Origin of the sequence: Caballeronia sordidicola, from assembly GCF_000729995.1 — a bacterium.
Classification (GTDB): Bacteria; Pseudomonadota; Gammaproteobacteria; order Burkholderiales; family Burkholderiaceae; genus Caballeronia; species Caballeronia sordidicola_A.
Window position 1 is genome coordinate 169350 of record NZ_JNFG01000215.1, and the last position, 25811, is coordinate 195160.

The following is a 25811-nucleotide window of genomic DNA, read 5'->3' on the forward strand; positions in this document are numbered from 1 at the left end:
TCTAGTGCCGTAAATATTGCTGCGAGCCGAGTAACGGACGGGGCAAGCTTACCGACTTGGCCATGCCGACTGTGCAGTCAACAGCTTGTTCTCACTATAGGTTCAAACCTGTGATGTCTGAGTCCGCTTCACTCAGGTGTGTACTTTCCGTCATGGCCGCGCGATTGAGCCGTATCAATCCTCGTCGGCGGCGTTGCGGAGGTTAGCATCCGCTACGTTTTCGCGCTGTGTTCTCTGTTCGCGGTTGCCCACGTATCGCTCGCGATTCCGCAAATCACCCGACGGCAAAAGCGGCACGGTTCCGCCCAACAACCACTCCACGCGCTTAACTTCAGCCGCCGCGTGACATAGTATTAGATTGATTGATACTGCCTTCAGACATGCTGTTTTCTTGAATTTGACTCTCTACACTTGTTTTCAAGGCGACGAACCGCGCGCCGTGATAACAAAAGTCTCAGGAGGCAAAAGTGAGCAAACAGATATTGCTGGAGGATCTTCCTCTGCGCCGCTTCCATCTGCGAGTGGCGTTCAGCGGGACGGGAGGCCAGTTCAGCGACGGCTTCGTGCTGGGGATCATCGGCATCGCAGTGACCATGGCATCCGTGTCGCTTCATTTGACTCCGCTCTGGATGGGGTTGCTTGGCGCGGCATCCCTGGCAGGTCTGTTTCTCGGCAGCATGTTCGCCGGTCCGGTCGCGGACAAGTACGGCCGGCGCACCATCTTCGCGTTCGACATGTTGTTGTTCGCGGTCATCTCGGCGGCGCAATATTTCGTGACTTCGCCGGTACAACTGTTGGTCCTTCGCCTGCTGCTGGGACTGATTCTTGGTGCCGACTACGTAGTAAGCAAGTCACTCGTCACCGAGTTCTCGCCACGCCGTTACCGTGGCCGCTTGCTCAGCGTGCTTGCAGCCGCATGGGCTGCGGGCTATGTCGGCGCCTACCTCATCGGGTTCGTCGTCCGTGACCTTGGCCCCGACGCGTGGCGAATCATGCTTGCCGCGAGCGGGATCCCGGCACTGCTCATTCTTCCATTCCGACTGGGCGTGCCGGAGTCGCCGATGTGGTTGATGAAACGCGGGCGAGGCGACGAGGCGCTTTCAATCATTCACCGCAAGTTCGGGCCCGAAGTCATCCTCCCTGAACCGTCGGTTATGCCTCAGCAACGGCGCGGTGCATGGTCGGAATTGTTATCGCCACGCTGGCGCAAGAACACGCTGGTCGGTTGTGTCTTCTACACCTGTCAGGTCGTCCCGTATTTCGCGTTGGGCACGTTTTCTCCGAAGGTGCTTCAGGCCTTACAGGTCAAGGACAACTTCGTAGGAGGCCTTATCTATAACGTCCTGCTCTTCGCGGGAGCAATCATTGGTCTGTTGATTGTCGACAAGTTGTCGCGCCGTGCATTTCTCATTGGAACTTTCTACCTTGCAGCGGTGGCCCTGGCGGTCCTTGCATACGCTGGGTTCGGGCCGATAGGAACCATGCTCGCGTTCGGTCTCTTCGCCTGCATTCTCTCGGCGGCCGCCAATCTTGAGTTTGTGTATCCGCCCGAACTCTTCCCGACTCACCTGCGCGCATCCGGTGTTGGACTGGCGGTGGCCTCCAGCCGGTTTGGTTCGGCTATCAGCACGTTCCTTCTTCCGGTGGCGGTGCAACACGTTGGCATTCACCCGGCACTCGGCGTGTGTGTCGGTGTACTAGTGTTCGGTGGCGTCTTCTGCCATGTGTTTGCGCCGGAAACGGGCAGTGAAAACCTGTCGGACATGAAGCCCGGACAAAGTAATGAAAGCGAGTCTGTAACCGGAGGCGGACGTGGTGCCGCACTCGCCGCTTCGTCGGACGGCACCAGGAATTAGCCATAGTTGACGCTCCAATGCGATTCGCAAGATGACTTATCCTGCGATGTCATGCAAGGACAACGTTTGGAAGAGCCCATCATGTCGTCGAACAAGCCAATTGATATGCACGCGGTACAAGTGTTCGTCGCTGTCGCGGAAGAAGGCAGCATGTCGGGAGCAGCGGCGCGGATGGGAATTTCTCAATCGGGTGTCTCCCAGATCATCCGCCAACTCGAGGAGGAACTCGGCGTAGTGCTCGTCAACCGAACCACTCGTCCGCTGGCGCTGACACCGTTCGGCATAGCGTTACGAAACCGTGGGGCGATACTGAGCGAGGAAATCGCGAACCTGAAGGCGCAGGTCGTCGAAGCAGGGCAGGGGATCAAGCCCGACCTGCGTATCGGACTGGTCGACTCGTTTGCGGCGACTTGCGGATCGGTCTTCACCAAGCGCCTCCTGGAGAAGGTTTCACAACTGTCCATCCGTACGGGATTGAGTCCTCAACAGGGTGAGGCGTTGCTACGGCGCGATCTGGATCTCATCGTCACGAGCGACGCGCTGGTGGACGCCAACGACGTGGTGCGGTACCGGCTCTTTTCAGAGCGATACCTTGTCATCACGCCGAAGGACGGGCACAAGTCTGTCCGGACCGTCGAAGACGTTCGAGCGCTGGCTAACTCGCTGCCGATCATACGGTTTAACCGGAACTCGCAGGTTGGCATGCAGATCGAGCGCTACCTGCGCCGCATCGAGCTGCGTATGCCGGTCCGTCTGGAACTCGATAACGCCGATGCCCTGACTTCGATGGTTGCCGAAGGTATCGGATGGGCGGTGACTTCGCCAATGTGCCTGCTGCAGGGCGCAGCGTATGCGAGCGCGGTAGCAACGCATGTGGTGGATAACCTGGGACTTGAACGCTCGCTTTATCTGGTTGCGCGCCGTGACGAATACAGTGCGTTTTTTGAAGACGCATGCGAGACGGCGCGCGAGGTGATTGAAACATCTTTCCTGCCCAGGCTGAAAGCCTTGGGGCGGGGCATTGAAGAACTGATTACTGTTGGTGAAAGGAACTCACATGAATAAGCTTGCTCATACTGAATCACGAACTGAAAGCGACTACGTTGGCGAAGTCAGCATACCCGGTGACAAACTATATGGTGTCAACACGGTAAGGGGTGTTGAAAATCTCAGCGTCTCTGCGCTCAGCATCGCGCACTATCCGGAGTTCCGGGACGCCTTCGCACAATGCAAGTGGGCTGCCGCGTTGGCCAATCGTGATAACGACGTGCTTGGTGCGCAGCAGTGCGATGCGATCGTGCGCGCGTGTCAGGAAGTCATTGCAGGACGGTTCGACGACTCGCTCATCACCGATCTGCTGGAAGGGTCCGGCGGCACCTCGACGAACATGAATTTCAACGAGGTCATCGCCAATCGGGCGCAGCAGCATCTGGGGCATGCACCCGGTTCATACGACGTGATCCATCCCAACGACCACGTCAACCGTTCGCAATCGACGAATGATGTTTATCCCGCTGCTCTGAAGATTGCAACGCACGCGATGCTCGGACCGCTCGTCACGGAAATAGGGCAGCTTGCCGCGCACTTCGACACCAAGGCGACGGAGTTCGCCGACATCCTCCATCTCGGTCGCACGTGTCTGCAAGATGCGCAGCCGATGCGACTGGGACAGCTGTTCGGCGGCTACGCGTCGCTTACCCGACGCTTGGCGGAAGAACTCGCGGCCGTACGCGACAAACTGCGCACGCTCCCGCTTGGCGGTACCGCGATCGGTACGGGTTTTGGCGCTCCCGCTGGATATCGATCGGCTGTCTATCAGCATCTCTCAAGCATCGCCGGCGTGGACTATATGGCACCGTCAAACCCGTTCGACGCGATGCAGAACATGGACGTGTTCTCTCGCATTTCGGGCGAACTGCGGACCTGCGCGGCGTCTTTGGCGAAGGTCGCGTCGGATCTCACGGTGCTGTCTTCCGGCCCGGTAGGAGGCCTCGGGGAATTGCGCCTTCCTGAAGCTCAGGCCGGCTCATCGATCATGCCGGGCAAAGTGAATCCGGTCTTGCCAATGGCGATGATCCAGTTGAGTTTTGCTGTCATTGGCAATGACGTTGCAGTTGCGCAAGCGGTTCAGTATGGCGAACTGGAGATCAATCACTTCGAACCTGTAGTCGCGTCCCGTGTGTTCGACAGCATCATGCTGCTGACCAACGGCATTCAACGGTTCGCGCAGAAGTGTGTTGCCGGTATCACGGCCGATATCGCGCGAAACGAGCAACACCTGATGGATTCGATGGCCATGGCAACCGCCCTCGTGCCCAAACTCGGATACGCTCGCGTGAGCAAACTGGCTCGCCAGTCGGTTGCGGAAGGTCGGCCGCTGCGGAGCATACTGGATGAGTCCGGGCTGCTCGCCAAAGAGGATATTTTGGCGGTCATTCACGAGGCTTCGCATCCGGTTTTCGACGTGTAAGCGAGAAGTGCGTTAGCTTGGCTTGCTCCTTCATACGCTCTACCGAAGCTCACGCGCTGCGGCTATCAGGATCGCAGCCGCAGCGACAATGTCTTCACGTGCGACGCTGAGGTGAGTCGTCGCACGGATTCGCCCATTGGGCAGCGCACGAATCCGCACGCCTTGCTCGATTGCGCGCCGGGCGAAGGTGGCTGCATCGGCCAGCAGGCCCTGTAAGCTGAACAGCACGAGGTTCGATTCAGGCTCGAGCGCGGTGAATACGAACGACGGCTCGGCCGATAAAAGTTGCACGAACAATTTTGCGTTTGCATGGTCGTCGGCGAGTCGTTCGACATGATGGTCGAGCGCATAGATCGCAGCCGCCGCCAGCACACCCGACTGACGCATGGCACCGCCCAGACGATATTTCCACACCCACGCGTCGCGAATAAAATCGGCGCTTCCGCACAATACCGCGCCACCAGGACAGCCGAGGCCCTTCGTGAGATCGACCCAGGCGCTGTCCCATCCTTGCGCATAGTCGCGCATGGGAATGCCCGTTGCGCACGTCGCGTTGAATAGCCGTGCTCCATCGATATGCGTCTTGAGACCCGCGCCAAGCGCAGCATCGCGCACCCCACGCAGCGTATCCAGCGGCCATACGGCGCCACCGCTGAAGTTGGTTGTCTGCTCGATGCAGACCATGGCCGAGCGTGGTGCGGTGCGTGACGGAAAACGAATCGCGGCGAGGCATTGTTCGCCGGTGAACACGCCGTCTTCGGTGAACACAGGATTGATCGCTACGCCGGCAATGGCCGCTGCGCCGGCGGCTTCGGTGGTGCAAATGTGAGACTCCGAGTCCGCGATAAGCTCGTCACCCGGACGCGTATGCACGAGCGTTGCCACGAGGTTGCACATCGTGCCGGAGGGCATGAAGACGGCGGCCGGATAACCCAGGTCACGCGCGACCCTCGCGCATAGCGCGAGGGTCGTCGGATCCTCATCGGCTTGCTCGTCGCCCACTTCTGCCGCCGCCATGGCCGCGCGCATGCCTTATTAGCCGCCTCCTTAAGCCCACGCGCCGCATTTCGCCCGGCCTTGAGGACTGCCGGCAGGCCCGCCACGCGCGCGCTTACATCACATTGAGAGGGTTTAGTGCGAATCGCCCGCAAAGCTGCTGCGTTGCACAAAAGTTGACTCTTGAGGCCCTACGGACTTACCCGAATGCAAATTAGTATCAGTTTGCGGTTTCAATTTCAGTGGTGAAATAGTCGTGACAGGGCTAACTTGTACACATGGCGAGGCGCAATTCGGTTTATGCGAACCGCCCCAGAAAAAGAGCAGGTCAGGAGGAGGACAGATGGACACCATTCTTAGCGCGGCCGCGTGTCGATGCGGAACCTGCGCTTATTGCCGCGCAGCGCGCACGGACGCCCGGCGCGCCAACATTGTCCAGCCGGACCTGGAACTGGTCGCCGTGCCGCGCGATGAGTCGTTCAAGGTCTGGTCGCACGGTTACCCGTATCGCACGGTGCGCTGGCACTTCCATCCCGAGTATGAAATCCAGGTCATTACATCGACGACGGGCAAATACTTCGTAGGCGATTACATCGGCAACTTCGCGCCCGGCAATCTGGTGATGACGGGAACGAATCTGCCGCACAACTGGGTCAGCAATGTGTCGCCGGGCGAGCGTGTGGATGAACGCTGTCTGATCCTGCAATTCGATGCCGAGGTTGTCGCTAACGCCATCAAGGTGTTCCCTGAGCTCAAGTGCGTGGAGTCCTTGCTCGATGCATCGGGTTGGGGCGTGCTGTTCACACCGAAAACGGGTGCGGCCGCCGAACCGATCATGCGGGAGATGCTGGGCGCGCAAGGCATGCGGCGCATCACGTTGTTTCTTGAGTTGCTGGACCTGCTCGTGCACAGCGCAGAACAAGTCAAGCTCGCGAGCGCCGCTTATCGTGCGGACCCGACGCGCTATGCCGAGACGCGTATCAATCATGTGCTTTCTTATATTGGCAAGAACCTGTCGCAAGAGTTGCGCGAGACTGAGTTGGCCGACCTCGCTGGACAAAGCGCCAGCGCCTTTTCGCGATATTTCCGCCGCCATACCGGCGTGCCGTTCGTGCAGTATGTGAACCGGCTGCGCATCAACCTTGCATGCCAATTGCTGATGTCGGGTGAACTGACTATTACCGATATCTGCTATCAGGTCGGCTTTAATAATCTCTCGAATTTTAACCGGCAGTTCCTGTTGCTGAAGGAGATGTCCCCGTCGCGTTGGCGTGCGTATCAGCAGCTCAATGCTGCCAGCGCGACTGAATCGTCCGATGCTGCGCAAACCTTGGAAGCGTTCGGCTAGCGCGTGTTTTAGCCGGGAGACCGCAGAACGCGGGGTTAGCACGTAGCATCGCACGACGCGTACGCGTCTTTGTGGTGCCTAAGGATTTGCCAAGTTCTTCCACGACGTATGCAACGTTTTTGCGTGGGCTAAACGAATGTATTGTGTACTACAGAGTATATGGATTCCGACGCAACCAGTGGCTCTTATCCGTGCAAATGCAATTGACGCGCAGACACACGATCAGCAGTTGCGGGGACACCGAGATCACTGGAAAAGCTAACGAAGTTCTACAAGAAGCCGCACCGCCCCAAGCAAGGCCCAACCACGGCAGCATCTGCGCCGGAATCTTTTTAAAAAAACGGAGACATTCGATGACCAGACTTTCGAACCAACTGATCGGCGCCGGCGTACTGAGCGTGGGCCTTGGCCTTGCAGGCAGCACGGTGGCGCTGGCCGCGCCCAGCGGCACGGTCGCCTTCCTGATGCCCGACCAGGCATCGACGCGCTACGAACAGCATGACTTCCCCGGCTTCAAGGCCGAAATGACCAAGCTCTGCCCCGACTGCAAGGTGCTTTACCAGAACGCCAATGCCGACGTGTCGACGCAGCAGCAGCAGTTCAACTCGGTGATCGCGCAGGGCGCGAAGGTGATCGTCCTTGACCCGGTGGATTCCACTGCCGCCGCGTCTTTGGTTCATATGGCGCAGGGCCAGGGCATCAAGGTGATTGCCTATGACCGGCCTGTGCCCTCGACGCCGGCCAACTACTACGTGTCGTTCGACAACGAGGGCATCGGCAAGTCCATTGCGCAGTCACTCGTCCAGCACCTGAAAGCCACAGGCGTGCCGACAACCAAGGGCGGTGTGCTCGAGGTCAATGGTTCGCCGACCGACGCTGCAGCGGGACTGATCAAGAAGGGCATCCATGCCGGCCTGGAGGGCAGCGGCTACAAGACGCTGGCTGAGTACGACACGCCGGACTGGGCGCCGCCGAAGGCCCAGCAGTGGGTCAGCGGGCAGATCACCCGCTTCGGTTCGCAGATTGTCGGCGTAGTGGCCGCGAACGACGGCACGGGTGGCGGGGCCGTCGCGGCCTTCAAGGCAGCCGGCGTCAACCCGGTGCCACCGGTGACCGGCAACGACGCGACGCTTGCGGGACTCCAGCTGATCATCGCGGGCGACGAGTACAACACGATCCTGAAGCCGAGCGAGATCGTCGCGGCCGCGGCGGCGAAGGTGGCTGTCGGCTTCTTGTCCGGGCAAACCCCGAAGGGTGAAACGACGCTCTTCAACACGCCGTCCCAGCTCTTCAAGCCGGCGGTCATCACGGCGCAGAACCTCAAGGCGGAAGTGGTCGACAAGGGCTTCGCGAACGCCAAGGAGCTGTGCACCGACCGCTATGCCGAAGGGTGCAAGAAGCTGGGGATCACCAACTGACCCGTGACGAACTGAACTGTAACGAACTCATCCGGCGCGATGCCGGACGGGACCCGGCTCGTGCCGGGTCCCTCTACTCTTAACGAGGTATCCGTCCCATGACTGACGACTCCACAACCCGGTCCAAGCGAGGTGAGCTGGTGCTCAGCCTGCGCGGCGTTTCGAAACACTTCGGAGCGGTCTCGGCCCTGACGGACATCGAGCTCGACGTGCATGCCGGCGAGGTAGTCGCGCTCGTGGGCGATAACGGAGCCGGGAAATCGACGCTGGTGAAGGTCCTGGCCGGCGTGCATCAACCCAGCACCGGCACGATCACGTTCGGTGGCAAGGAGGTCACGCTCTCTAATCCGGCCGCGGCGCTCGACCTCGGCATCGCCACGGTGTTCCAGGACCTCGCGCTGTGCGAAAACCTCGATGTCGTCGCGAACATCTACCTCGGGCGAGAGATGAATCCGCTGCGCCTCGACGAGGTCGCCATGGAGGTGAAGGCCTGGACGCTACTCAACGAGCTGTCGGCCCGTATTCCAAGTGTGCGCGACGTGGTCGCCTCGCTCTCGGGCGGCCAGCGTCAGACGGTCGCGATCGCTCGCTCGCTGCTGCTGGATCCAAAGCTGATCATGCTCGACGAGCCGACGGCAGCGCTGGGCGTGGCCCAGACCGCCGAGGTGCTGAACCTGATCGAGCGGGTACGCGACCGCGGCCACGCGGTCATCATGATCAGCCACAACATGGAGGACGTGCGCGCCGTGGCCGACAGGATCGTGGTGCTGCGGCTCGGCCGCAACAACGGCATCTTCTATCCCGACTCATCGAATCAGGAGCTCGTGGCCGCGATCACCGGCGCCACCGAGAACGCCGTGTCACGTCGCGCCGGCCGCCGTCAAGCCGAACAGAGCGTCTAGTCAAAGGAACGATCATGAGCAATGAAATGCAAGGCGCCCCGCAGCGTGAAACTCAAGACGCTCCGAAGCCGTCCACGCTGCTCGACCGCAGCGATGTCCGCGTCAAGCACGCGACCGGAGTAAGCGGCGCCGTTGGCGCCGCTGTTGAACGCGTGCGCTCGGGCGATCTGGGATCTCTCCCGGTCATCGCGGGCCTGGTCATTATCTGGACCGTGTTCACGAGCCTGAACCCGGTGTTCCTCTCAGCCAACAACCTGGTGAACTTGCTGTTCGACTGCTCGACGGTCGGCGTGATTTCGCTGGGTATTGTCTGCGTGCTGATGGTGGGACAAATCGACCTGTCAGTGGGTTCGATGAGCGGCTTCGCTTCGGCTTTGGTAGGCATGCTCTGGGTTAATCACGGCTGGCCGGTGCTGCTGGCCATCCTCGTCGCCATCGTGGTGGGTGCGCTGGTCGGCGCCATCTACGCGCTGCTGCTCAACCGGCTCGGCATGCCGAGCTTCGTCGCGACGCTGGCAGGGCTGCTCGCGATCCTCGGCATGCAGTTATACGTCCTGGGCGCGACCGGGTCGATCAACCTGCCCTACGACTCGGCGCTGGTGAACCTCGGGCAACTCATCATCATCCCCGCCGCCGTTTCGTATCTCCTCGCGCTGGCGCCGGGCGCCGTGATGATGCTGCTCGGGCTGCGCACCCGTGAGCGCCGCCGCGCGTCCAATCTCTCCGCGCCTTCTGTGGGCAGCCTGCTCGTGCGCAGCCTTGCCATCACCGTCCTGTTGGAGGTCGTGGTTGCCTACCTTAACCAGGGACGAGGCGTCCCTCTGATGTTCGGTGTCTTCTTAGGTCTCGCGGTTGCGATGGACTATGCACTCAAGAGAACGCGCTGGGGCCGGTCGATGAACGCGGTCGGCGGCAATCACGAAGCCGCGAGACGGGCAGGTATCAATGTCAGCGCGATCTACACCAGCGCCTTTGTGCTGTGCGCCAGTTTCGCCGCGCTCGGCGGCGTGCTGACTGCGGCGCGGCTCGCTTCGGCCAGCCAGCAGGCCGGCAGCGGCGACGTGAACCTGAACGCCATTGCAGCGGCGGTGATTGGCGGTACCAGCCTGTTCGGCGGCCGCGGCAGCGCGTATTCGGCGGTGCTGGGTATCATCGTGATCCAGTCGATCGCGAGCGGCCTGACGCTGCTGAACCTGTCGTCCTCGCTGCGCTTCATGATCACCGGCGCGGTGCTGGCGATTGCGGTGATTGTCGACTCGCTCGCCCGGCAGTCCCGCGTCTCGCATGGCCGTGCGTAATTTACAGCAACTTAGGATCACCAAATGACTGACATAATGAAAGGAAAGGTTGCAGCTATCACGGGTTCGGCATCGGGCATCGGCCTGGAGTGCGCGCGTACGCTGCTCGCAGAAGGGGCGAAGGTCGTTCTCATCGACCGGGCAAAGGACAGGCTCGCGCAACTCTGCGCGGAACTGGGACCGAACGCCTTTCCACTGACGGTGGATCTGTTACAGCCGCAGGAAGTCTCTGCGATGCTGCCGAAGATCCTCGACCTCGCCGGTGGACTCGACATCTTCCATGCGAACGCCGGCGCCTACGTTGGCGGCGACGTGGTGGACGGAAATCCGGACGAGTGGGATCGCATGCTGAACCTCAACATCAACGCCGCGTTCCGCTCGGTCCACGCCGTGCTGCCGCACATGGTCGCGCAGAAATCGGGCGACATCATTTTTACCAGCTCCATTGCGGGCATGGTCCCGGTCGTGTGGGAGCCGATCTACACCGCCTCCAAGTTCGCGGTGCAAGCCTTTGTCCACACGATCCGGCGCCAGCTCTCCAAACATGGCGTGCGGGTGGGCGCGGTGTTGCCGGGCCCGGTCGTCACTGCGCTGCTCGATGACTGGCCGAAGGCGAAGATGGACGAGGCGCTCGCTTCGGGTAGCCTGATGCAGCCCAAGGAAGTCGCCGACGCGGTACTCTTCATGCTGACGCGGCCGCGCAACGTGACCATTCGCGATCTCGTGATCCTTCCAAACAGCGTTGATCTTTGAAACGCGTGACAGGGGCGAGCCCGGATTGTGCCCGATGCAGCTCGCCGTCTACCTGGAACTCCCCCATAACTGGCATTGAGCAGGCAGTGAGCTATGACATTAGAAAACCCGACCTCGGGCGTGACAGGCAGCACGCGTTATGTCGTTGGCGTGGACGTAGGCACGGGCAGCGCCCGGGCCGGAATCTTCGACCTGACCGGCCGCATGGTGGGCGCGGCCAAGCGTGACATCACCCTCTATCAAGCGAGCGGCTCCATCGTCGAGCAGTCGAGCGGCGAGATCTGGAACGCCGTCTGCCATGCCGTGAAGGACGCGCTGTCGCAGGCCGCGGTGTCACCGGATCAGGTCGCGGGCATTGGCTTCGACGCCACCTGCTCGCTCGTCGTGCTCGGTGAAGGCGGGCAACCGTTGCCCGTGGGCCCCTCGGAGCAAGCCGAGCGTGACATCATCGTCTGGATGGACCATCGCGCCGTGGCGCAGGCGGAACGCATCAACGCGACGGGCCATGAGGTGCTGAAATTTGTGGGCGGCAAGATCTCGCCTGAGATGGAAACACCCAAGCTGCTATGGCTCCTCGAGAACAGGCCGAGCGTCTTCGCGGCGGCATGGCAATTCTTCGACCTGACCGACTTCCTGACCTGGCGCGCGACCGGGGACCTGTCCCGCTCCACCTGCACGGTCACGTGCAAATGGACCTACCTCGCGCACGAACGGCGCTGGGACGAGAGTTACTTCCGCAGCGTTGGCCTCGGCGTGCTGGCGGACGAGGCCTTCGCACGCATTGGCCAGAGTGTTGTTGACCCGGGAACGCCGTTGGGGAGCGGACTAACAGCAAACGCCGCCGCGGAGCTCGGCCTGCGAGCCGGAACGCCGGTCGCGACAGGCGTGATCGATGCCCATGCCGGCGGAATCGGCACGGTGGGCGCCGATGGTGAACCCGAGGCCAACCTCGGCTACGTCTTCGGCACCTCATCGTGCACGATGACCACGACGCGGAGCCCGGTCTTCGTACCCGGCGTCTGGGGGCCTTATTTTTCAGCGATGGTGCCCGATGCCTGGCTCAACGAGGGCGGTCAATCGGTGGCGGGCGCTGCGATTGAACAACTGCTTTCGATGCACCCCGCCACGCCCGATGCCCGACATCGAGCGGCACAAGCGGGTCAATCATTGCCCGTGATGCTCGCCGCTCTCGCGGAGCAGGCGTCGGATAGTTTGTCGGGAGCCGTGCTGCTCGCCAAGGGTTTGCATGTCGTACCGGAGTTCCTGGGCAACCGTGCGCCGCTGGCTGACCCGCACGCACGCGCCGTGATCGCGGGCCTTGGAATGGAGAGTGACCTGGACAGTCTGGTCGCGCTTTATATTGCCGGTATTTGCAGTATCGGTTACGGCCTTCGCCAGATCATCGAAGCGCAGACCACAGCCGGCGCCCCGATCGCGCGGGTGGTCATCAGTGGCGGCGCGGGGCGGCTCGATCTCGTCCGGCAACTGCTCGCCGATGCAACGGGCAAGCCCGTGCTTGCCACGCTGGCGGAAGAACCCGTCTTGCTCGGTGCCGCGATGCTGGGCAGCGTGGCGGGCGGCCAGTTCGACGACGTCCGCTCGGCGATGACCGGGATGTCGCACATCAGCAAGACCTACGAGTCGGACTCAGGGGACATCGCCGCACTGCACGAGGCGCGGTTTCGTGCGTTCAAACAGTTGCAGAGCGTGGCCAGGGAAATCCGCTAGAACTACGGCATCAGACCATCCCGGCCACGAGGCGGCCGGCTGCAAGTACACGGTTGGCGTCGGCGGCGCGCGACTGCTCACGTAGTCAATCGCCACCAACCGGCTTCTGTAACCTGACACGTCGGCGCAGCGTTCAAATGCGACCACACTAAAGCCTTCATCGAGGATGCCAGTGAAGCGATGCTGGCAAATCCGCGCCGTACATATGTCCCATTTCGCGACAGATACGGCAGCCGCCGCTCGATCAAGCGTCCGATTCTGCGACAGTGGTTGAATCCCCAAGCTCGCCTTGCGGGCTACTTGCGGGCTATCTACCCCATTAATTCCTTTTGTCTATCAGGCGTCCACGACCTGTGCGGACGGAGCACGCGTCATCGGCATGGACATTGCATGGACCATGCGGATTGCCTATACGAAAGCGATAAAAAAACGCGTTGGAAGAACCGGCGAGCCTGCCTGCAACATCCAAACACAAGGAGACGAAACGTGAAAGCTGCCGTGCTGCATGAATACGATGAATCATTGAGCCGTGACGAGTTCGTGCGTTACGAAGAGGTCGCTGATCCGAAGATCGGGCGGGCCACCGACGTGATCGTGCGTATTGGCGGTGCGGGCGTCTGCCGCACCGACCTGCATGTGGTCGAAGGCATCTGGCGCAGCAAGGTCGACGTGGCCTTGCCTTACATCATGGGGCACGAAAACGCCGGCTGGGTCGAGGCAGTGGGCTCCGCGGTCGAGAGCGTCAAGGTGGGCGATGCGGTGATCTGCCATCCGCTCGTGACAAGCGGTCACTGCCTGGCGTGCCGGCGCGGTGACGACATGCATGCGACCGACAGCAGCTTCCCGGGGATCAATGCCAATGGCGGTTATGCCGAATATCTGCTGACGGGTGAGCGTTCGCTGATCAAGCTGCCTAAGTCGCTGGCGCCCAAGGATGTCGCACCTTATACCGATGCGGGATTGACCGCTTACCGCGCTGCCAAGAAAGCGTCGCGTCATTTGCTGCCCGGCCAGTATGCCGTCGTGATAGGCGCAGGGGGCCTGGGGCACATCGGCATCCAGGTATTGAAGGCTCTTTGCGCAGCGGAAATCATCGTGGTCGACCGCTCGGAAACCGCGTTGCAACTGGCTAAGGAATGCGGCGCGGATCATACGATCAAGGGCGGCGGTGACGAAGTGCAAAGCGTGCTCGAGTTGACCAGCGGTAATGGTGCGGAGGCAGTCATCGATTTTGTCGGCGAAGGTGATGCGGTCGCCAAAGGCCTAAGCATGACCCGTAATGGCGGGTTCTATTACATCGTCGGTTATGGCGGGAAGATCGAGTTGCCGACCATCGACATGATCACCAGCGAGAAAACTATTGTCGGCAATCTGGTCGGCACCTATCCAGAGTTGGTCGAGTTGATGGCGCTGGCCGATCGTGGACTGGTCCATCTCGCGACGAGGGAATACCGTTTGAGCGAGGCGAACCAGGCGCTCAAGGACCTTCACCACGGCAAGGTCAGGGGCCGCGCAGTGCTGATTCCATAGCGTTCCATCAGACAAGGAGGGCGCCGTGGCGCTGCAGCAAGATTCAATGCCGATTCCCGAACGTGTGCGCCTGGTCATTGCATTGACCGAAGTTAACTCCCGCTATTTGCGGGGCGAAAATCGCTGCGCCGGCGCCGAGATCGAGTTGGCGTGTGCGCTGGCATGCGAGCAACGCGAAGGCGCCACGCCCGACAGGACCCGGGACATAGTGCAATTGCGGGTGCGGCTGGATGCATCGGAAAACGAGTTGCTGGCTATCGAAGCCGAGCGTGACTGGCTTGAGAACGAGCTGGCGAATTTCGACACGGCGGAGCCCAGCAAGAAACCCGGGGAGTGGCAATGAATCGAATTCCGGTCACGGTGCTTACCGGGTTTCTCGGCGCGGGCAAAACCACGCTGCTCAATCGCATACTGCGCGAACAGCACGGCCGGCGTTATGCGGTGATCGTCAACGAATACGGCGAACTCGGCATCGACGGGGCCTTGGTGGTGGGCGCTGAAGACGAGGTCATCGAATTGAATAACGGCTGCGTATGCTGCAAGGTGCGCGGGGATCTAATTCGAGTGGTGTCGGGACTGATCAAGCGCAAGGGCGGCTTCGACGGCATCCTGATTGAGATGTCAGGATTGGCGGACCCGGCGCCCGTGGTTCAGACGTTTTTTGTTGACGATGTCATTCGTCAACGCACGCGACTCGATAGTGTGATTTGCGTAGCCGACGCGCTGCACCTGCAAGCATGTCTGGCCGACAGCCGTGAGGCTGCGGAGCAGTTGGCGCAGGCGGACACCGTGCTGCTCAACAAGACGGATCTCGTCGATGCGGCTGGCCTGGCTTCAGTAGAGGCGGCCATACGAGGTATTAATCCGACTGCGCAGTTTATCCGCAGCGTCCGCTGCGCGGTGCCGCTGGCTACGCTACTTGATCGAGGTGCGTTTGATCTCAAGCGCCTTCATCTCACCAACGCGCCAAACGATGCAGACGAGCTACCTCGTGATGAACGGCCCTTTCGCCATATCTCCGTTGATCCCGGCCGTCACAGCCATGGCATAGATTGCGTATCGCTGCGCGTCGAGAAGCCGCTGGAACGCAGCCGATTTCTCTCATGGCTGCAGCAACTGGTGGTCGAGCAAGGTCAGGACCTGCTGAGAGCCAAAGGGATCGTTGACCTTGCAGGATCGGACCGCCGCTTCGTGTTCCAGGGCGTGCATATGACGATGGACACGGATTTTGACCGGCCATGGCGACTGGACGAAGTACGCGATAGCAGGCTGGTGTTCATCGGCCGCAATCTCGACAGGCGCGGATTGCGGGAGAGTGTCGGGCACTGCACGAGCGACTCATGAATGCGCCGCCTTTGATCGAATTGCTCGGCGCCCGATGGGTGACGGACGCTCCCGTTGTCGCGCTTGCGTGGGACGCGACGGGTCGCCATGCGGGGTTTGCGCTGGGCGACGGGTCGGTGGCGCTCGCGGCGAGTGAGTGGCCTGGTGGACCTGCGCTTAAACCCAGGCAGAGTGGTGGAGTTGATTTCGTCCCGGCGCGGGAACCGCCGCTGCCGGTAGCCCGCTTCAGTGTGCATGACGGCACCTGCCTAGCGCTTGCTGCCGATCCTGAAGGAGGATTTCTCAGCGGTGGGGACGACGGCCGGCTGGTCCACCTGAAGGTGGATGGTGCGAGCGAGGTCCTCGTCGATGTCGATGGTGAGTGGATCGATCTCGTCGCCACGTGCCCGTCGGGTCGAGCCTATGCAACCGGCCGCCGGGTTCACTGGCTGGGAACGAAGCCGGCCAGTCTCGCGTTAGCGGGTTCGGCAACCGCTCTCGCTTTCAATCCCGCCGGCGATCAGTTGGCGATCGCCCATCACGGCGGCGTGACGCTATGGCCGCTCGATACCCATGTTCCGCGCTTGCTTGCGTGGCCCGGCTATCACCGCAACGTTGCATGGAGTCCCGACGGCCGCTATCTCGTGAGCGGCATGGAGGAGAACGCCTTGCACGGGTGGCGCTTGCCGGACGGCGGCGACATCGAGATGGCCGGTTATCCGGGGCAACCGCGGTCGCTATCGTTTTCGGCGGACAGCCGCGTGTTGGTCACGAGCGGCGGTCCGCGTGCGGTTTGCTGGCGCTTCGACCCGCCTGCAGGCAAGGACCATCCCAACCAGCCGCGAGAATGCGGCATTGCGGGCAAGACACCGGTCACTGAGGTTGCTTGTCATCCTACGCATCCATTGATTGCCGTTGGTTACCACAATGGCGCGGTACTGCTGTGCCAGCCAGGCGGCAGTGATGTGCTGTTCGTCAAAGGGGCTGACACAAGTCCTGTGAGCGCCATCGCCTGGTCGCCCGACGGCGGACGGCTGGCAATGGGCACCGAGGCCGGCGAGATCGGCCTGGTGTCGTTACCGGAGGCGCTGTTTCATTTCGGCAGCCCGTGATAAGGGCGCGGGCAACATCCATTACATAAAGGAGACATCCATGACCCATGAACAACTCACCAAGGACCAGTTCTTCGAACGACTGGGAGCCATCGGCGACGAAATGATCGAGGCTTACGGCAAGGACTTCGCGATGGGCGCCCTGGTTCTTGCCGCGCGTTTCATCGCCGAAAAAAAGCCGAATGGCGATGAGGCCAAGAGCGTGATCTATACGGGGGAGCAGCGTGGAGGCGTGGGGCTGTAGATGACCCAAACCGTTGTCGGCGGTTTCACTTTAATAATTTGGCATCCTTATTGATAGGAAGAATATACGGGCCGCCGCCTCGTCGCTAATCGTACTGAACGGCAACGCTTCGCAGCCGGGAGCGTCCCAATATCGGACAGGTGCGCTGAATGCGAATGTCGCATAACAAAACAGAATCAGGGGTTGGCGCCTCGCGGAAATGACCCCTCGAATCGCACAGCCTTATAAGGCGGGACATGAGCCTTGTTGGCACGCTAATCGCTCTATGAATGCAGATCGAGACCCAAGTGTCGATGATCCGAAGTACACAAAAACGACAGATGGCATGGATCGTGAAGACCGGACCGGGATATCGGTCAGTCCAACATTCCCGCGCCAATTTTTTTGTTCGCGACCGTGACCACCGGCCTATGTGGTTGATTGTTGACTCCGGCCGTGGCATCAACCGGCCCTGCCCGTAGCGCCGCGGTATGACAGTGAAATACGACACTGAAATACGGCGGTGAATCGTGAAATGGAAAAGGAGAGCTCAATGTCTGACGGATTAACCCTCAACAAGATCACGTCCCAGCGCGGGATCAGCATCGGCGAGGCGGCACGCCGCGTCGCCGATCTCGGCTGGACGCCCAGTTACGTTCAGGAGGCGATGACCTTCCCGACGGACTACAAGATCAGCAAGGCGCCACGCGACCCGATGAAACAGGTGCTGCGCTCCTATTTTCCGATGCAGGAGGAAAAGGACAACCGCGTCTACGGTGCGTTGGATGCAGCGTTGCGCGGCGACATGTTCCGCAACGTGCAGCCGCGCTGGGTCGAATGGATGAAGCTGTTCCTGGCGATCATTCCGTTCCCGGAAATTTCGGCGGCGCGCTCGATGGCAATGCTCGGGCGGCTTGCACCCGGCGAGGAATTGCGCACCGGCTTCACCATGCAGATGGTCGACGAGTTCCGTCACTCGACCATCCAGATGAACCTCAAGAAGTGGTACATGGAGAACTATATCGACCCGGCCGGGTTCGATATCACCGAGGCCGCGTTCGGCAAGTGCTACGCGACCACGATCGGCCGTCAGTTTGCCGAAGGCTTCCTCACCGGCGATGCGGTTACTGCGGCGAACGTGTTCCTGCAGGTGGTAGCGGAAACGGCGTTCACTAACACGCTGTTTGTCGCCATGCCGTCTGAAGCCGCGCGCAACGGCGACTATGCGTTGCCGACGGTGTTCCTCTCGGTGCAGTCCGACGAAAGCCGCCATATTGGCAATGGCCATTCGCTGGTGATGTCGGTGATCAATGATCCGGACAATCATCTTTTGCTGGAGCGCGATCTTCGCTACGCCTTCTGGCAAAACCACGCGATTGTGGACGCGGCAATTGGCACGTTCATCGAATACGGCACCACCGACCGCGACAAGAACAAGGAATCGTATGTCGAGTTGTGGCACCGGTGGATCTATGAGGATTACTACCGTACCTACATGCTGCCGCTGGAAAAATACGGCATCAAGATTCACCACGATGACGTTGGGGCTGCCTGGGATCGACTGGTCAAGAAGAACTATGTCCACAAGGTCGCGCAGTTCTTCTCCGTGGGCTGGCCGGTCAACTTCTGGCGTATCGAAGCACAGACCGAGAAGGACTTCGAGTGGTTTGAGCACAAGTACCCCGGCTGGTACGCCGAATTCGGCGACTACTGGAAGTGGTACGCGAAGAAGAGCACGCCGGGCGAGACCAACATGCTGTTCGATCAAGAGAACGGTTATGTGTACCCGCACCGCTGCTGGAGCTGTCTGGTGCCGTGCCTGATCCGGGAAGACTTCGTCGTCGACGAGGTCGAAGGGCAGTTGTACACCTATTGCTCGGAGCTCTGCCGCTGGACCCACAAGGTAGCGTTCGCCTCGGAATATGAAGGGCGGCCGACCCCTGCCATGGGACGCTTCAGCGGTCGTCGCGAGTGGGAAGAGTGCTACCACGGCTGGGATCTGGCGGATTGCATCAAGGATCTCGGATTCGTACGCAGCGATGGCAAGACCCTGGTGCCGCAACCGCATCTGCAGTTCGACGACAGGAACATGTGGACGCTTGACCATGTTCGTGGTCATACCATCCAGAGCCCGATCGTTCTGTTGCGGGGGATGACGCCCGAGCAGCGCGAGAAGCACATCGCCGATTATCGAGCCGGTTTCAAGATCAATCCGGTGAATTGAAGAGGCGATGCCGTCCGGGAGAGTATCGCTCCCGGACGAATCAGGGGGCACGATGAGCACGATGAGCACGACTAGCGATATGCAATGGAAGAGGGATGCCATGCCGGAAACAATCGACTACCAGACAGTTCATACAGTGCGATTCGAGCCTGTCGGCGTCGAGATGGAGGTCGCGGAGGGCGAGACCGTGCTGGATGCCGCGTTTCGCCAGGGCATCTCGGTGATGCACGGATGCAAGGAAGGGCAATGCAGCAGTTGCAAGTCCCTGTTAATCGAAGGCGACGTCGAGTTGAAGAAGTATTCAACCTTCGCGCTGCCCGACTATGAGCGTGAGACGAATCACATCTTGCTGTGCCGGACACTCGCCTTCAGTGACTTGACGGTGGAACTGCTGAACTACGACGAAGACCTGATGCGCCGCTCGATTGCGGTGAAGGAATTCGGGGCGACGCTAGCGAAAATAACTGCCCTCACGCATGACATCAGGCTGCTCGAAGTGGAGTTGGACCAGCCCTTGCGGTTTTGGGCCGGCCAGTACGTTGACCTGACCATCCCGGGGCTGGACATCACCCGGTCGTTCTCCATGGCAAGCGTTCCAAGCGAGCCAGGGGGTCAGACGAGCCTTGCGTTCATCATCAAGAAGTATCCCAATGGCGCGTTCTCTTCTCAGCTCGATGACGGCCTCAAGCCGGGTGACCGGCTGGTGGCGAAGGGACCGTACGGCACGTGCTTTCGTCGGGAAGAACAGCCTGGACCGATGGTGCTGGTGGGCGGCGGCTCTGGAATGTCTCCCCTGTGGTCGATCCTCAACGATCTCGTCCAGAGCGGCGAACAAAGGCCGGTGCGTTTCTTCTACGGCGCGCGTACTCGTCACGACTTGTTCTATCTCGACGACTTCGCCGAACTCACTGCGAAGCTGCCCGACTTTCGCTTTATCCCGGCGCTTTCGCATGCTGAAGCGGGCGATGAATGGACCGGCGAGACCGGCTTCATTCACGAGGTGCTGGGGCGGACCTTGCGCGAGGAAGCGCTTGCCGGCGAGATCGATGCTTATACGTGTGGTCCGACACCGATGATCGACGCAGTGATGCCGGTGCTGCAAATGGCCGGCGTATCGCCCGAGCGGCTTTATTTCGACAAATTTACCCAGGCCGTCCGCTGACGGGCCCCTTGGCAGGGCTTCAGACCGGAAGTTCCGATAAATGAAGGACGAAGGAGGATCGACATGAGCACCACAATAGAGCAACCGGCACCGCTTGCATCAGGCGCGGCCGGCGCGGCCCAGTTCGCTGGGTGGGACAGTCGCAAGTACAACTACTACGAGCCCAAGGGGCGCAAGGCGTCCCACTATGAGGACATGACCGTCGATGTTCAGCCGGACCCGAAGCGCTACCTGCTACAGGACTGGATTATCTCGTTCGCCGACGGCACGCCGACCTACTCGGAAACATGGACCGCCGCCAAGTGCACGGACTGGCACAAGTTCCGCGCGGTCGATGAGGAATGGGAGCGCACGCACTACCAGCGCCAGTCCACCATCATTGGCATGATCAGCAGCGCCATCAGCAATGCCCGGCGCTCGGGCGCGGTGAAGCGTTTCGACAAGACGTGGCTCAAGCTGCTGGAGCAGCATCTTGGCGCATACAAGCATGCGGAGTTTGGCCTGGGTACCGCGACCATGCACGCGCAGCGCTATGGCGTGACGCAGATGATCAACAGCGCCATCCTCACGAATGCATCGTACAAGCTGCGCTTTGCGCAAGACCTGACGTTGTACCTGGGAGAGATCGCACTGGACGCGCCGAATCTTGACCTCGACGCCGGGAAGTCGCACTGGCTGAACGACCCGATCTGGCAGGAAACACGCCGGGCAATTGAGGCTATCGGCGGGGCAACCGACTTCCTGGAAAAGTACTTCGCGGTGAATGTGGTGTTCGAGCCGCTGGTGGCCGACCTGTTTCGCAGCGGCTTCATCATGCAGATGGCCGCATCGCAAAACGACTTCCTGACGCCTACGGTTGTTTCCGCAGCCGAGGGCGACTATGAGCGCAACCTGGCCAACGCGGTCGAGCTGTTTCACATGCTTGCCAACGACCCGAAGCATGGGGACGCCAACCGCAAGTTGTTTGGCGAATGGCTTGAAAAGCACGGCGCCCTGGCAGCCGAGGCGGCAAAGCACCTCCAACCGATCTGGTCGATTCCGCATGTCAAGGTGGTGCAGTTCAACGACAGCCTGAACAGTTCGATAGAGCGCGCCGAGATGATTGCCCGGGAGATCGGCATTCATTTTCCACTGTCGATCCGGGCCTGAACCATCCCTTGGAAATCCCTTTGTAGTACGACCTAACCGGGAAGAGGAGTACACGATGTCAGTGCATACCGACAACATCTTCAAGTCGATGAAGGACGTTCGTTTCGAGCAGACCATTTCCCATCAGTGCGGCGTCACCATGAACGATAGTGTCGAGGCACGCGCTATTTCGGAGTTGATGGCGCACAAACCCGGCATCACGGTGACCTACCTGCCCGCGATGATTCGCATAGACGGGCAGGGGAAGATCGAGTTCAAGATGAGTGAGATCAGCGAATCGCTTGGCCGCGAGATGACCCCGCATCTGTTCGAGATCTCCACGTCGACCCATTACGGGCGGATGGTGATGATAGACGACGACACCGTCGTGCTGTTCGGCAATATGGACGACGCCATGGCTTACGAGTGACGGCCCTGGACCGTATCGCACCTTGCGACTGGCTTTGCATGACGTAAAGCCGGTCGCTCTCGCACAACCACGGAGACAATGTCATGTATCGGACCGCGGACGGAGAAGAGATCTTCATTATTGACGGGCACGTTCATCTCTGGGACGGCAGCAAGGCCAACCTGAAGAATGTGCACGGCCAGCAGTTCATCGATTGCTTCTATGCCTATCATTCGAACCTGAGCCCCAAGGAGTATTTGTGGCCCAAGGAGAAATTCGACAAGTACGGCGAGGAAGCCATGCACGAGGACCTGTTCGTCAAAGGCTACGACGACATGGCGATCTGTCAGCCGACGTACCTGACGGACTTCTACAAGAACGGCTTTAACACGACCGAGTCCAACTATGTGTTGAAGGGGAAATACCCGAACCGGTTTATCGTCAACGGCGCGTTCGATCCCCGCGACGGCGAGGCCGGGCTCGATCGCCTGGACGAATTGTCCGAGTTATACAAGATCCAGGGCGTCAAACTCTATACCGCTGAATGGCGCGGTGACAGCAAGGGTTACAAGCTGTCAGACCCGGGCGTGCAGAAATACTTTGAACGCTGCGAAAAGCTGGGGATCAAGAATATCCACGTCCACAAGGGCCCGACCATCCTGCCGCTGAACCGCGACGCCTTCGATGTTGCCGACGTCGACGACGCGGCGACGAGTTTCCAGAACCTGAACTTCATTGTCGAGCACTGCGGCTTGCCGCGCCTGGACGATTTCTGCTGGATCGCGACCCAGGAAACCAACGTGTATGGCGGCCTCGCCGTGGTGTTGCCGTTCATTCACACGCGCCCCGAGTATTTCGCCCATGTGATTTCGGAACTGCTTTTTTGGGTCGGCGAAGACAAGATCCTGTACGGCAGTGACTACGGTATCTGGTCGCCGAAGTGGCTGATCGAGAAGTTCATGGCGTTTGAATTGCCTGAATCCGTCAGTAAGGAGACCGGCGTTCAACTTTCCCTGACAGCGAAGAAAAAGATCCTCGGGCTCAATGCGGCGCGCTTGTATGGCATCGATATAGAAGCCCAGAAGAAGCTGCTGGCTGACACCACGCGTCAGACGGCCACGGTATGACCATCATGGCAGCCGTTGCTATGGTTGACCGGAGCGCGGAGGTGTGGACGCGGCTCGAATCCGTCATCGATCCCGAACTCGACGAATCGGTGACGGAGTTGGGTTTCGTCACCCGCGTCGAGGTCGATGCCGACGAACACGTGCGCATTGATTTCCGCCTGCCGACCTACTGGTGCGCCGCTAATTTCGCGTTCCTGATGGCCGACGACATGCGTATTGCCGTCGCGGCTCTACCGTGGGTCAGGAAGGTCACGGTGGGCCTCGGCGAGCACATGTATGCCGACGAGATCAATCGCGGCGTCGCGGCTGGGCAGTCGTTCCAGGCTACTTTCGGTAGTGAAGCCAGCGGCGATCTGGAGGAGGTTCGCCGGACCTTCATGGTGAAGGCTTTCCAGCGGAGGCAGGAAGCGCTGCTGACGTATCTGCTCGATCACGGGCATGAGTCAGCGGCGTTGCTGCGGCTAAGCGTGGCGGAACTAGCCGCGCTGCGTTGTGATTTAGCGGGTCATCGGCTGGTTGTTCGCTATCTGGAGCGACGTCCGGTAGTCGGGTCGGGCGCGCTCGAACTGGCCTTTGTCGACCAGGACGGCGCACCGCTCGATGCCGGCCAGATCCACGCTTACCTGCGTGCCTTGCGACGGGTTGGCGTCAACGCCGAATTCAACAGCGCGCTATGTCGGGGATTGCTGGCTACTCGATACGGGTCGGGATGCACGCAAGAAGTGGAGGTCAAGCCGGTGCATTTCGTTCGTTCTATCGGTGTGGCCGGGTCGATTTAAATTGATTCGTCATACCAATCAATCATAAAGGGAGACAGGCAATCATGCCGAATATCATGTTGCACGACGATGAGGCCCGCATGGCGCTCGGCCGCGGCGTGGCCAAGCTTGCGAAGGCAGTACGTGGCACGCTCGGTCCCCGTGGGATGAATGCGATCATCGACCGGCCAATCGGCACGCCGATCATCTCCCGCGATGGCGTGAGCATCGCCAACGAGATCGAACTGGAAGACGTGTTCGAAAACATCGGCGCGCAGGTCGTCAGGGAGGTATCGAAGCAGACCAATGAAGTCGCGGGCGACGGTACCACGACGGCGACTGTTCTGGCAGATGCACTGGTGCAAGATGGTCTTGCCTGTCTCGCGGAAGGCGCTAACCCTGTCGAACTGGTCCAAGGCCTCGAAGCCGCCGTAACTGAGGTTATCGCGGCGCTCAAACGCACGGCGACTCCGCTAAGCGGACCTGAGGAGGTGCGTGCGGTTGCAATCGTGGCCGCCAACGACGAGGTCACAGGCGCGATGGTGGCCGAAGCGCTGGAGCGGGTCGGTCCGGATGGCATTGTCGACGTCGAATATGGAACGACGGTCGAAACGCGTCTGGAAGTGGTCGACGGCATGGCCTTCGATCGCGGCTACCTGTCTCATCACATGGTCACGGACCTCGAAAGAATGCAGGTGGTGCTCGATAACCCGCTCATTCTGATGACGGATCAGCGGCTGCAGTCGGTGGAAGAGGTGGCAGCGATCCAGGCGCTCATAGGCAGTAGTAAGCGCCCGCTGCTGATCATTGCCGAAGAGGTGGCTCCAGCATGTGTGGTGAGCCTGCTCGCCTGGCGGGATAACGGCGGGGTTCCTGTGGCGGCTATCCATCCGCCCGAATACGGGCATTGGCGCAAGGCGATGCTCGAGGATATAGCAATTGTTACGGGAGGCCGGGTGGTCGCCCGCGACCTGGGCGGAAAACTCGAGACCACGGAACTGCGAGATCTCGGCAGTGCCCGGCAGGTACGTATCTCGGCCAACCAGACCATCATTACGGCTGGTGGCGGCGATCCGGTCGGCATCGCCGCGCGTCGCCAGCAGGTGGCGCGCCAGTACGAGATGGCGCCCGAAAATGTTGAACGGGACAAGTACCAGGTGCGTCTCGCCAAACTATCCGGGGGCACCGCAATGATCCTGGCCGGCGGCGCCACGCCGGTCGAACAGAAACGCCGGCTTCATTTGATCGAGGATGCGATCAACGCGGCGCGCGCGGCTATTGCCGAGGGAGTCGTGCCCGGAGGAGGGATGGCGTTGCTGCGGGTGTCCTCCGAACTTGAAGGGATCGTTTCACGAACCCAGGGGAGTGTTCAGCAGGGCGCGCGACTGCTGCAGCGGGCGTTGACAAAACCGCTGTTTCACATCGCGACCAACTGCGGACTGAACGGCGAGGCGATTGTGTCCGAGGCGGTGCGATCGAGACCGGGTATGGGACTCGATGCGCGCACGGGTGCCTTCGTGAACCTGGTAGAGGCGGGCATCATCGATCCGGTGAAAGTCAGCTACAGCGCGGTGCGTAATGCCGCATCGGTTGCAGGATTGATCCTGACTACCCAGACGCTGATCGCCAAGAAACCGGAGACGATCGATCCCACGGCCGGTCCCGCGCTTGGCGGTGGCGCCGAATTGTTCGGCCGAAAATAGTCGTGCTGTAGCCGGTCGCCACGCGGCGGCCGGCTACGGAAAAATAAAATAATTCGGTATCCGAATCAGATCGTGTGGTTTGATCCTGAGAGGCTGGAAAACGTACGTTGCCGGATTTCAGCGGACGCGCGGCCGCCTGACCACGCCTTGTAATAGCCCGCTATTACATCGATAACCGTTGAGTCATTTTCGCCGGGAATAGCGCTGCATGGACCCGGAGTATGTCTGCCATGTGTCTCGCGGAAGAATAGTTCGTCATCTTGCTTGGGGCGTGTTTTCCCGAGAGGACCTGATCAAAAGCTAGGCATATACTAGTCCGTGGTGTTGCTGCCAGCTGACAGGA

Annotated in this window: 22 protein-coding genes; 21 read left to right on the top strand and 1 reads right to left on the bottom strand. The window is 60.5% G+C overall.

Annotation, left to right across the window (positions count from 1 at the left end; translation table 11 throughout):
• Positions 1–467: 467 nt before the first annotated feature.
• From FH08_RS0147475 to FH08_RS0147485, 3 genes are all read left to right on the top strand, one after another.
• On the top strand, positions 468–1856 hold the full coding sequence (locus FH08_RS0147475; RefSeq protein ID WP_081889874.1) for an MFS transporter: 1389 nt from the start codon (positions 468–470) through the stop codon (positions 1854–1856).
• An 81-nt stretch (positions 1857–1937) separates the two neighbouring features.
• On the top strand, positions 1938–2921 hold the full coding sequence (locus FH08_RS0147480) for a LysR family transcriptional regulator (RefSeq protein ID WP_031365100.1): 984 nt from the start codon (positions 1938–1940) through the stop codon (positions 2919–2921).
• Positions 2914–4326 carry an aspartate ammonia-lyase gene (locus tag FH08_RS0147485; protein WP_031365101.1) on the top strand — a complete coding sequence of 471 codons (1413 nt, stop codon included), beginning with the start codon at positions 2914–2916 and terminating at the stop codon, positions 4324–4326. Before FH08_RS0147480 ends, FH08_RS0147485 begins: the two co-directional genes overlap by 8 nt.
• Before the next feature lie 39 nt (positions 4327–4365).
• Here the strand turns inward: FH08_RS0147485 and FH08_RS0147490 are convergent, their stop codons facing one another.
• Positions 4366–5355 carry a threonine aldolase family protein gene (locus tag FH08_RS0147490; protein WP_051889078.1) on the bottom strand — a complete coding sequence of 330 codons (990 nt, stop codon included), beginning with the start codon at positions 5353–5355 and terminating at the stop codon, positions 4366–4368.
• A gap of 310 nt (positions 5356–5665) precedes the next feature.
• Here FH08_RS0147490 and FH08_RS0147495 point away from each other — a divergent pair, with 310 nt between their 5' ends.
• The 18 genes from FH08_RS0147495 (at position 5666) to FH08_RS0147580 (ending at position 25468) form a co-directional block, all read left to right on the top strand.
• Entirely contained in the window at positions 5666–6670 is a 1005-nt protein-coding gene (locus tag FH08_RS0147495) for a helix-turn-helix domain-containing protein (RefSeq protein WP_081889876.1), read from the top strand.
• A gap of 353 nt (positions 6671–7023) precedes the next feature.
• A complete protein-coding gene (locus FH08_RS0147500) occupies positions 7024–8088 on the top strand; it encodes a sugar ABC transporter substrate-binding protein (protein WP_031365104.1) in 1065 nt (354 codons plus the stop codon).
• A gap of 98 nt (positions 8089–8186) precedes the next feature.
• Entirely contained in the window at positions 8187–8990 is an 804-nt protein-coding gene (locus tag FH08_RS0147505) for an ATP-binding cassette domain-containing protein (protein WP_031365105.1), read from the top strand.
• Between the two features lie 14 nt (positions 8991–9004).
• Complete coding sequence (locus FH08_RS0147510; protein WP_200878891.1) at positions 9005–10288, top strand: sugar ABC transporter permease; 1284 nt, start codon at positions 9005–9007, stop codon at positions 10286–10288.
• Between the two features lie 24 nt (positions 10289–10312).
• A complete protein-coding gene (locus FH08_RS0147515) occupies positions 10313–11041 on the top strand; it encodes an SDR family oxidoreductase (RefSeq protein WP_031365107.1) in 729 nt (242 codons plus the stop codon).
• A gap of 93 nt (positions 11042–11134) precedes the next feature.
• On the top strand, positions 11135–12769 hold the full coding sequence (locus FH08_RS0147520; RefSeq protein ID WP_031365108.1) for an FGGY-family carbohydrate kinase: 1635 nt from the start codon (positions 11135–11137) through the stop codon (positions 12767–12769).
• A 486-nt stretch (positions 12770–13255) separates the two neighbouring features.
• The gene (locus FH08_RS0147525; RefSeq protein ID WP_031365109.1) at positions 13256–14299 is read left to right on the top strand and encodes an NAD(P)-dependent alcohol dehydrogenase; all 1044 of its coding nucleotides are present in this window, start codon (positions 13256–13258) and stop codon (positions 14297–14299) included.
• A 25-nt stretch (positions 14300–14324) separates the two neighbouring features.
• Positions 14325–14642 (top strand): hypothetical protein, encoded by a 318-nt coding sequence (locus FH08_RS0147530; RefSeq protein WP_200878892.1) that lies wholly within the window; start codon positions 14325–14327, stop codon positions 14640–14642.
• On the top strand, positions 14639–15643 hold the full coding sequence (locus FH08_RS0147535; protein ID WP_031365111.1) for a CobW family GTP-binding protein: 1005 nt from the start codon (positions 14639–14641) through the stop codon (positions 15641–15643). The genes FH08_RS0147530 and FH08_RS0147535 overlap by 4 nt, the downstream gene beginning before the upstream one ends.
• Positions 15640–16734: a WD40 repeat domain-containing protein gene (locus FH08_RS0147540; protein ID WP_031365112.1), complete on the top strand. Its 1095-nt coding sequence runs from the start codon at positions 15640–15642 to the stop codon at positions 16732–16734. The genes FH08_RS0147535 and FH08_RS0147540 overlap by 4 nt, the downstream gene beginning before the upstream one ends.
• A 40-nt stretch (positions 16735–16774) precedes the next feature.
• On the top strand, positions 16775–16978 hold the full coding sequence (locus FH08_RS0147545) for a hypothetical protein (RefSeq protein ID WP_031365113.1): 204 nt from the start codon (positions 16775–16777) through the stop codon (positions 16976–16978).
• Positions 16979–17510: 532 nt separating this feature from the next.
• Positions 17511–19181, top strand: coding sequence for an aromatic/alkene/methane monooxygenase hydroxylase/oxygenase subunit alpha (locus FH08_RS0147550; RefSeq protein ID WP_031365114.1), 1671 nt, complete (start codon positions 17511–17513; stop codon positions 19179–19181).
• Between the two features lie 100 nt (positions 19182–19281).
• Positions 19282–20343, top strand: coding sequence for an NADH:ubiquinone reductase (Na(+)-transporting) subunit F (locus FH08_RS0147555; protein ID WP_031365115.1), 1062 nt, complete (start codon positions 19282–19284; stop codon positions 20341–20343).
• A gap of 63 nt (positions 20344–20406) precedes the next feature.
• Complete coding sequence (locus tag FH08_RS0147560) at positions 20407–21492, top strand: toluene hydroxylase (RefSeq protein WP_031365116.1); 1086 nt, start codon at positions 20407–20409, stop codon at positions 21490–21492.
• Between the two features lie 55 nt (positions 21493–21547).
• Positions 21548–21901 (top strand): MmoB/DmpM family protein, encoded by a 354-nt coding sequence (locus tag FH08_RS0147565; protein ID WP_031365117.1) that lies wholly within the window; start codon positions 21548–21550, stop codon positions 21899–21901.
• Positions 21902–21984: 83 nt separating this feature from the next.
• Entirely contained in the window at positions 21985–23007 is a 1023-nt protein-coding gene (locus FH08_RS0147570; protein WP_031365118.1) for an amidohydrolase family protein, read from the top strand.
• A 5-nt stretch (positions 23008–23012) separates the two neighbouring features.
• The gene (locus tag FH08_RS0147575; protein WP_235210739.1) at positions 23013–23786 is read left to right on the top strand and encodes a metal-sulfur cluster assembly factor; all 774 of its coding nucleotides are present in this window, start codon (positions 23013–23015) and stop codon (positions 23784–23786) included.
• 44 nt (positions 23787–23830) lie between these two features.
• Positions 23831–25468 carry a molecular chaperone GroEL gene (locus FH08_RS0147580; RefSeq protein ID WP_031365120.1) on the top strand — a complete coding sequence of 546 codons (1638 nt, stop codon included), beginning with the start codon at positions 23831–23833 and terminating at the stop codon, positions 25466–25468.
• Positions 25469–25811 lie beyond the last annotated feature (343 nt).

What these genes read in the sequence shown, in the direction of transcription:
- FH08_RS0147480 (WP_031365100.1), top strand. Translation starts at nt 1,938, where the DNA reads ATGTCGTCGAACAAGCCAATTGATATGCACGCGGTACAAGTGTTCGTC.
- FH08_RS0147485 (WP_031365101.1), top strand. Translation starts at nt 2,914, where the DNA reads ATGAATAAGCTTGCTCATACTGAATCACGAACTGAAAGCGACTACGTT.
- FH08_RS0147490 (WP_051889078.1), bottom strand. Translation starts at nt 5,355, where the DNA reads ATGCGCGCGGCCATGGCGGCGGCAGAAGTGGGCGACGAGCAAGCCGAT.
- FH08_RS0147495 (WP_081889876.1), top strand. Translation starts at nt 5,666, where the DNA reads ATGGACACCATTCTTAGCGCGGCCGCGTGTCGATGCGGAACCTGCGCT.
- FH08_RS0147500 (WP_031365104.1), top strand. Translation starts at nt 7,024, where the DNA reads ATGACCAGACTTTCGAACCAACTGATCGGCGCCGGCGTACTGAGCGTG.
- FH08_RS0147505 (WP_031365105.1), top strand. Translation starts at nt 8,187, where the DNA reads ATGACTGACGACTCCACAACCCGGTCCAAGCGAGGTGAGCTGGTGCTC.
- FH08_RS0147510 (WP_200878891.1), top strand. Translation starts at nt 9,005, where the DNA reads ATGAGCAATGAAATGCAAGGCGCCCCGCAGCGTGAAACTCAAGACGCT.
- FH08_RS0147515 (WP_031365107.1), top strand. Translation starts at nt 10,313, where the DNA reads ATGACTGACATAATGAAAGGAAAGGTTGCAGCTATCACGGGTTCGGCA.
- FH08_RS0147520 (WP_031365108.1), top strand. Translation starts at nt 11,135, where the DNA reads ATGACATTAGAAAACCCGACCTCGGGCGTGACAGGCAGCACGCGTTAT.
- FH08_RS0147535 (WP_031365111.1), top strand. Translation starts at nt 14,639, where the DNA reads ATGAATCGAATTCCGGTCACGGTGCTTACCGGGTTTCTCGGCGCGGGC.
- FH08_RS0147540 (WP_031365112.1), top strand. Translation starts at nt 15,640, where the DNA reads ATGAATGCGCCGCCTTTGATCGAATTGCTCGGCGCCCGATGGGTGACG.
- FH08_RS0147545 (WP_031365113.1), top strand. Translation starts at nt 16,775, where the DNA reads ATGACCCATGAACAACTCACCAAGGACCAGTTCTTCGAACGACTGGGA.
- FH08_RS0147550 (WP_031365114.1), top strand. Translation starts at nt 17,511, where the DNA reads ATGTCTGACGGATTAACCCTCAACAAGATCACGTCCCAGCGCGGGATC.
- FH08_RS0147555 (WP_031365115.1), top strand. Translation starts at nt 19,282, where the DNA reads ATGCCGGAAACAATCGACTACCAGACAGTTCATACAGTGCGATTCGAG.
- FH08_RS0147560 (WP_031365116.1), top strand. Translation starts at nt 20,407, where the DNA reads ATGAGCACCACAATAGAGCAACCGGCACCGCTTGCATCAGGCGCGGCC.
- FH08_RS0147565 (WP_031365117.1), top strand. Translation starts at nt 21,548, where the DNA reads ATGTCAGTGCATACCGACAACATCTTCAAGTCGATGAAGGACGTTCGT.
- FH08_RS0147570 (WP_031365118.1), top strand. Translation starts at nt 21,985, where the DNA reads ATGTATCGGACCGCGGACGGAGAAGAGATCTTCATTATTGACGGGCAC.
- FH08_RS0147575 (WP_235210739.1), top strand. Translation starts at nt 23,013, where the DNA reads ATGGCAGCCGTTGCTATGGTTGACCGGAGCGCGGAGGTGTGGACGCGG.
- FH08_RS0147580 (WP_031365120.1), top strand. Translation starts at nt 23,831, where the DNA reads ATGCCGAATATCATGTTGCACGACGATGAGGCCCGCATGGCGCTCGGC.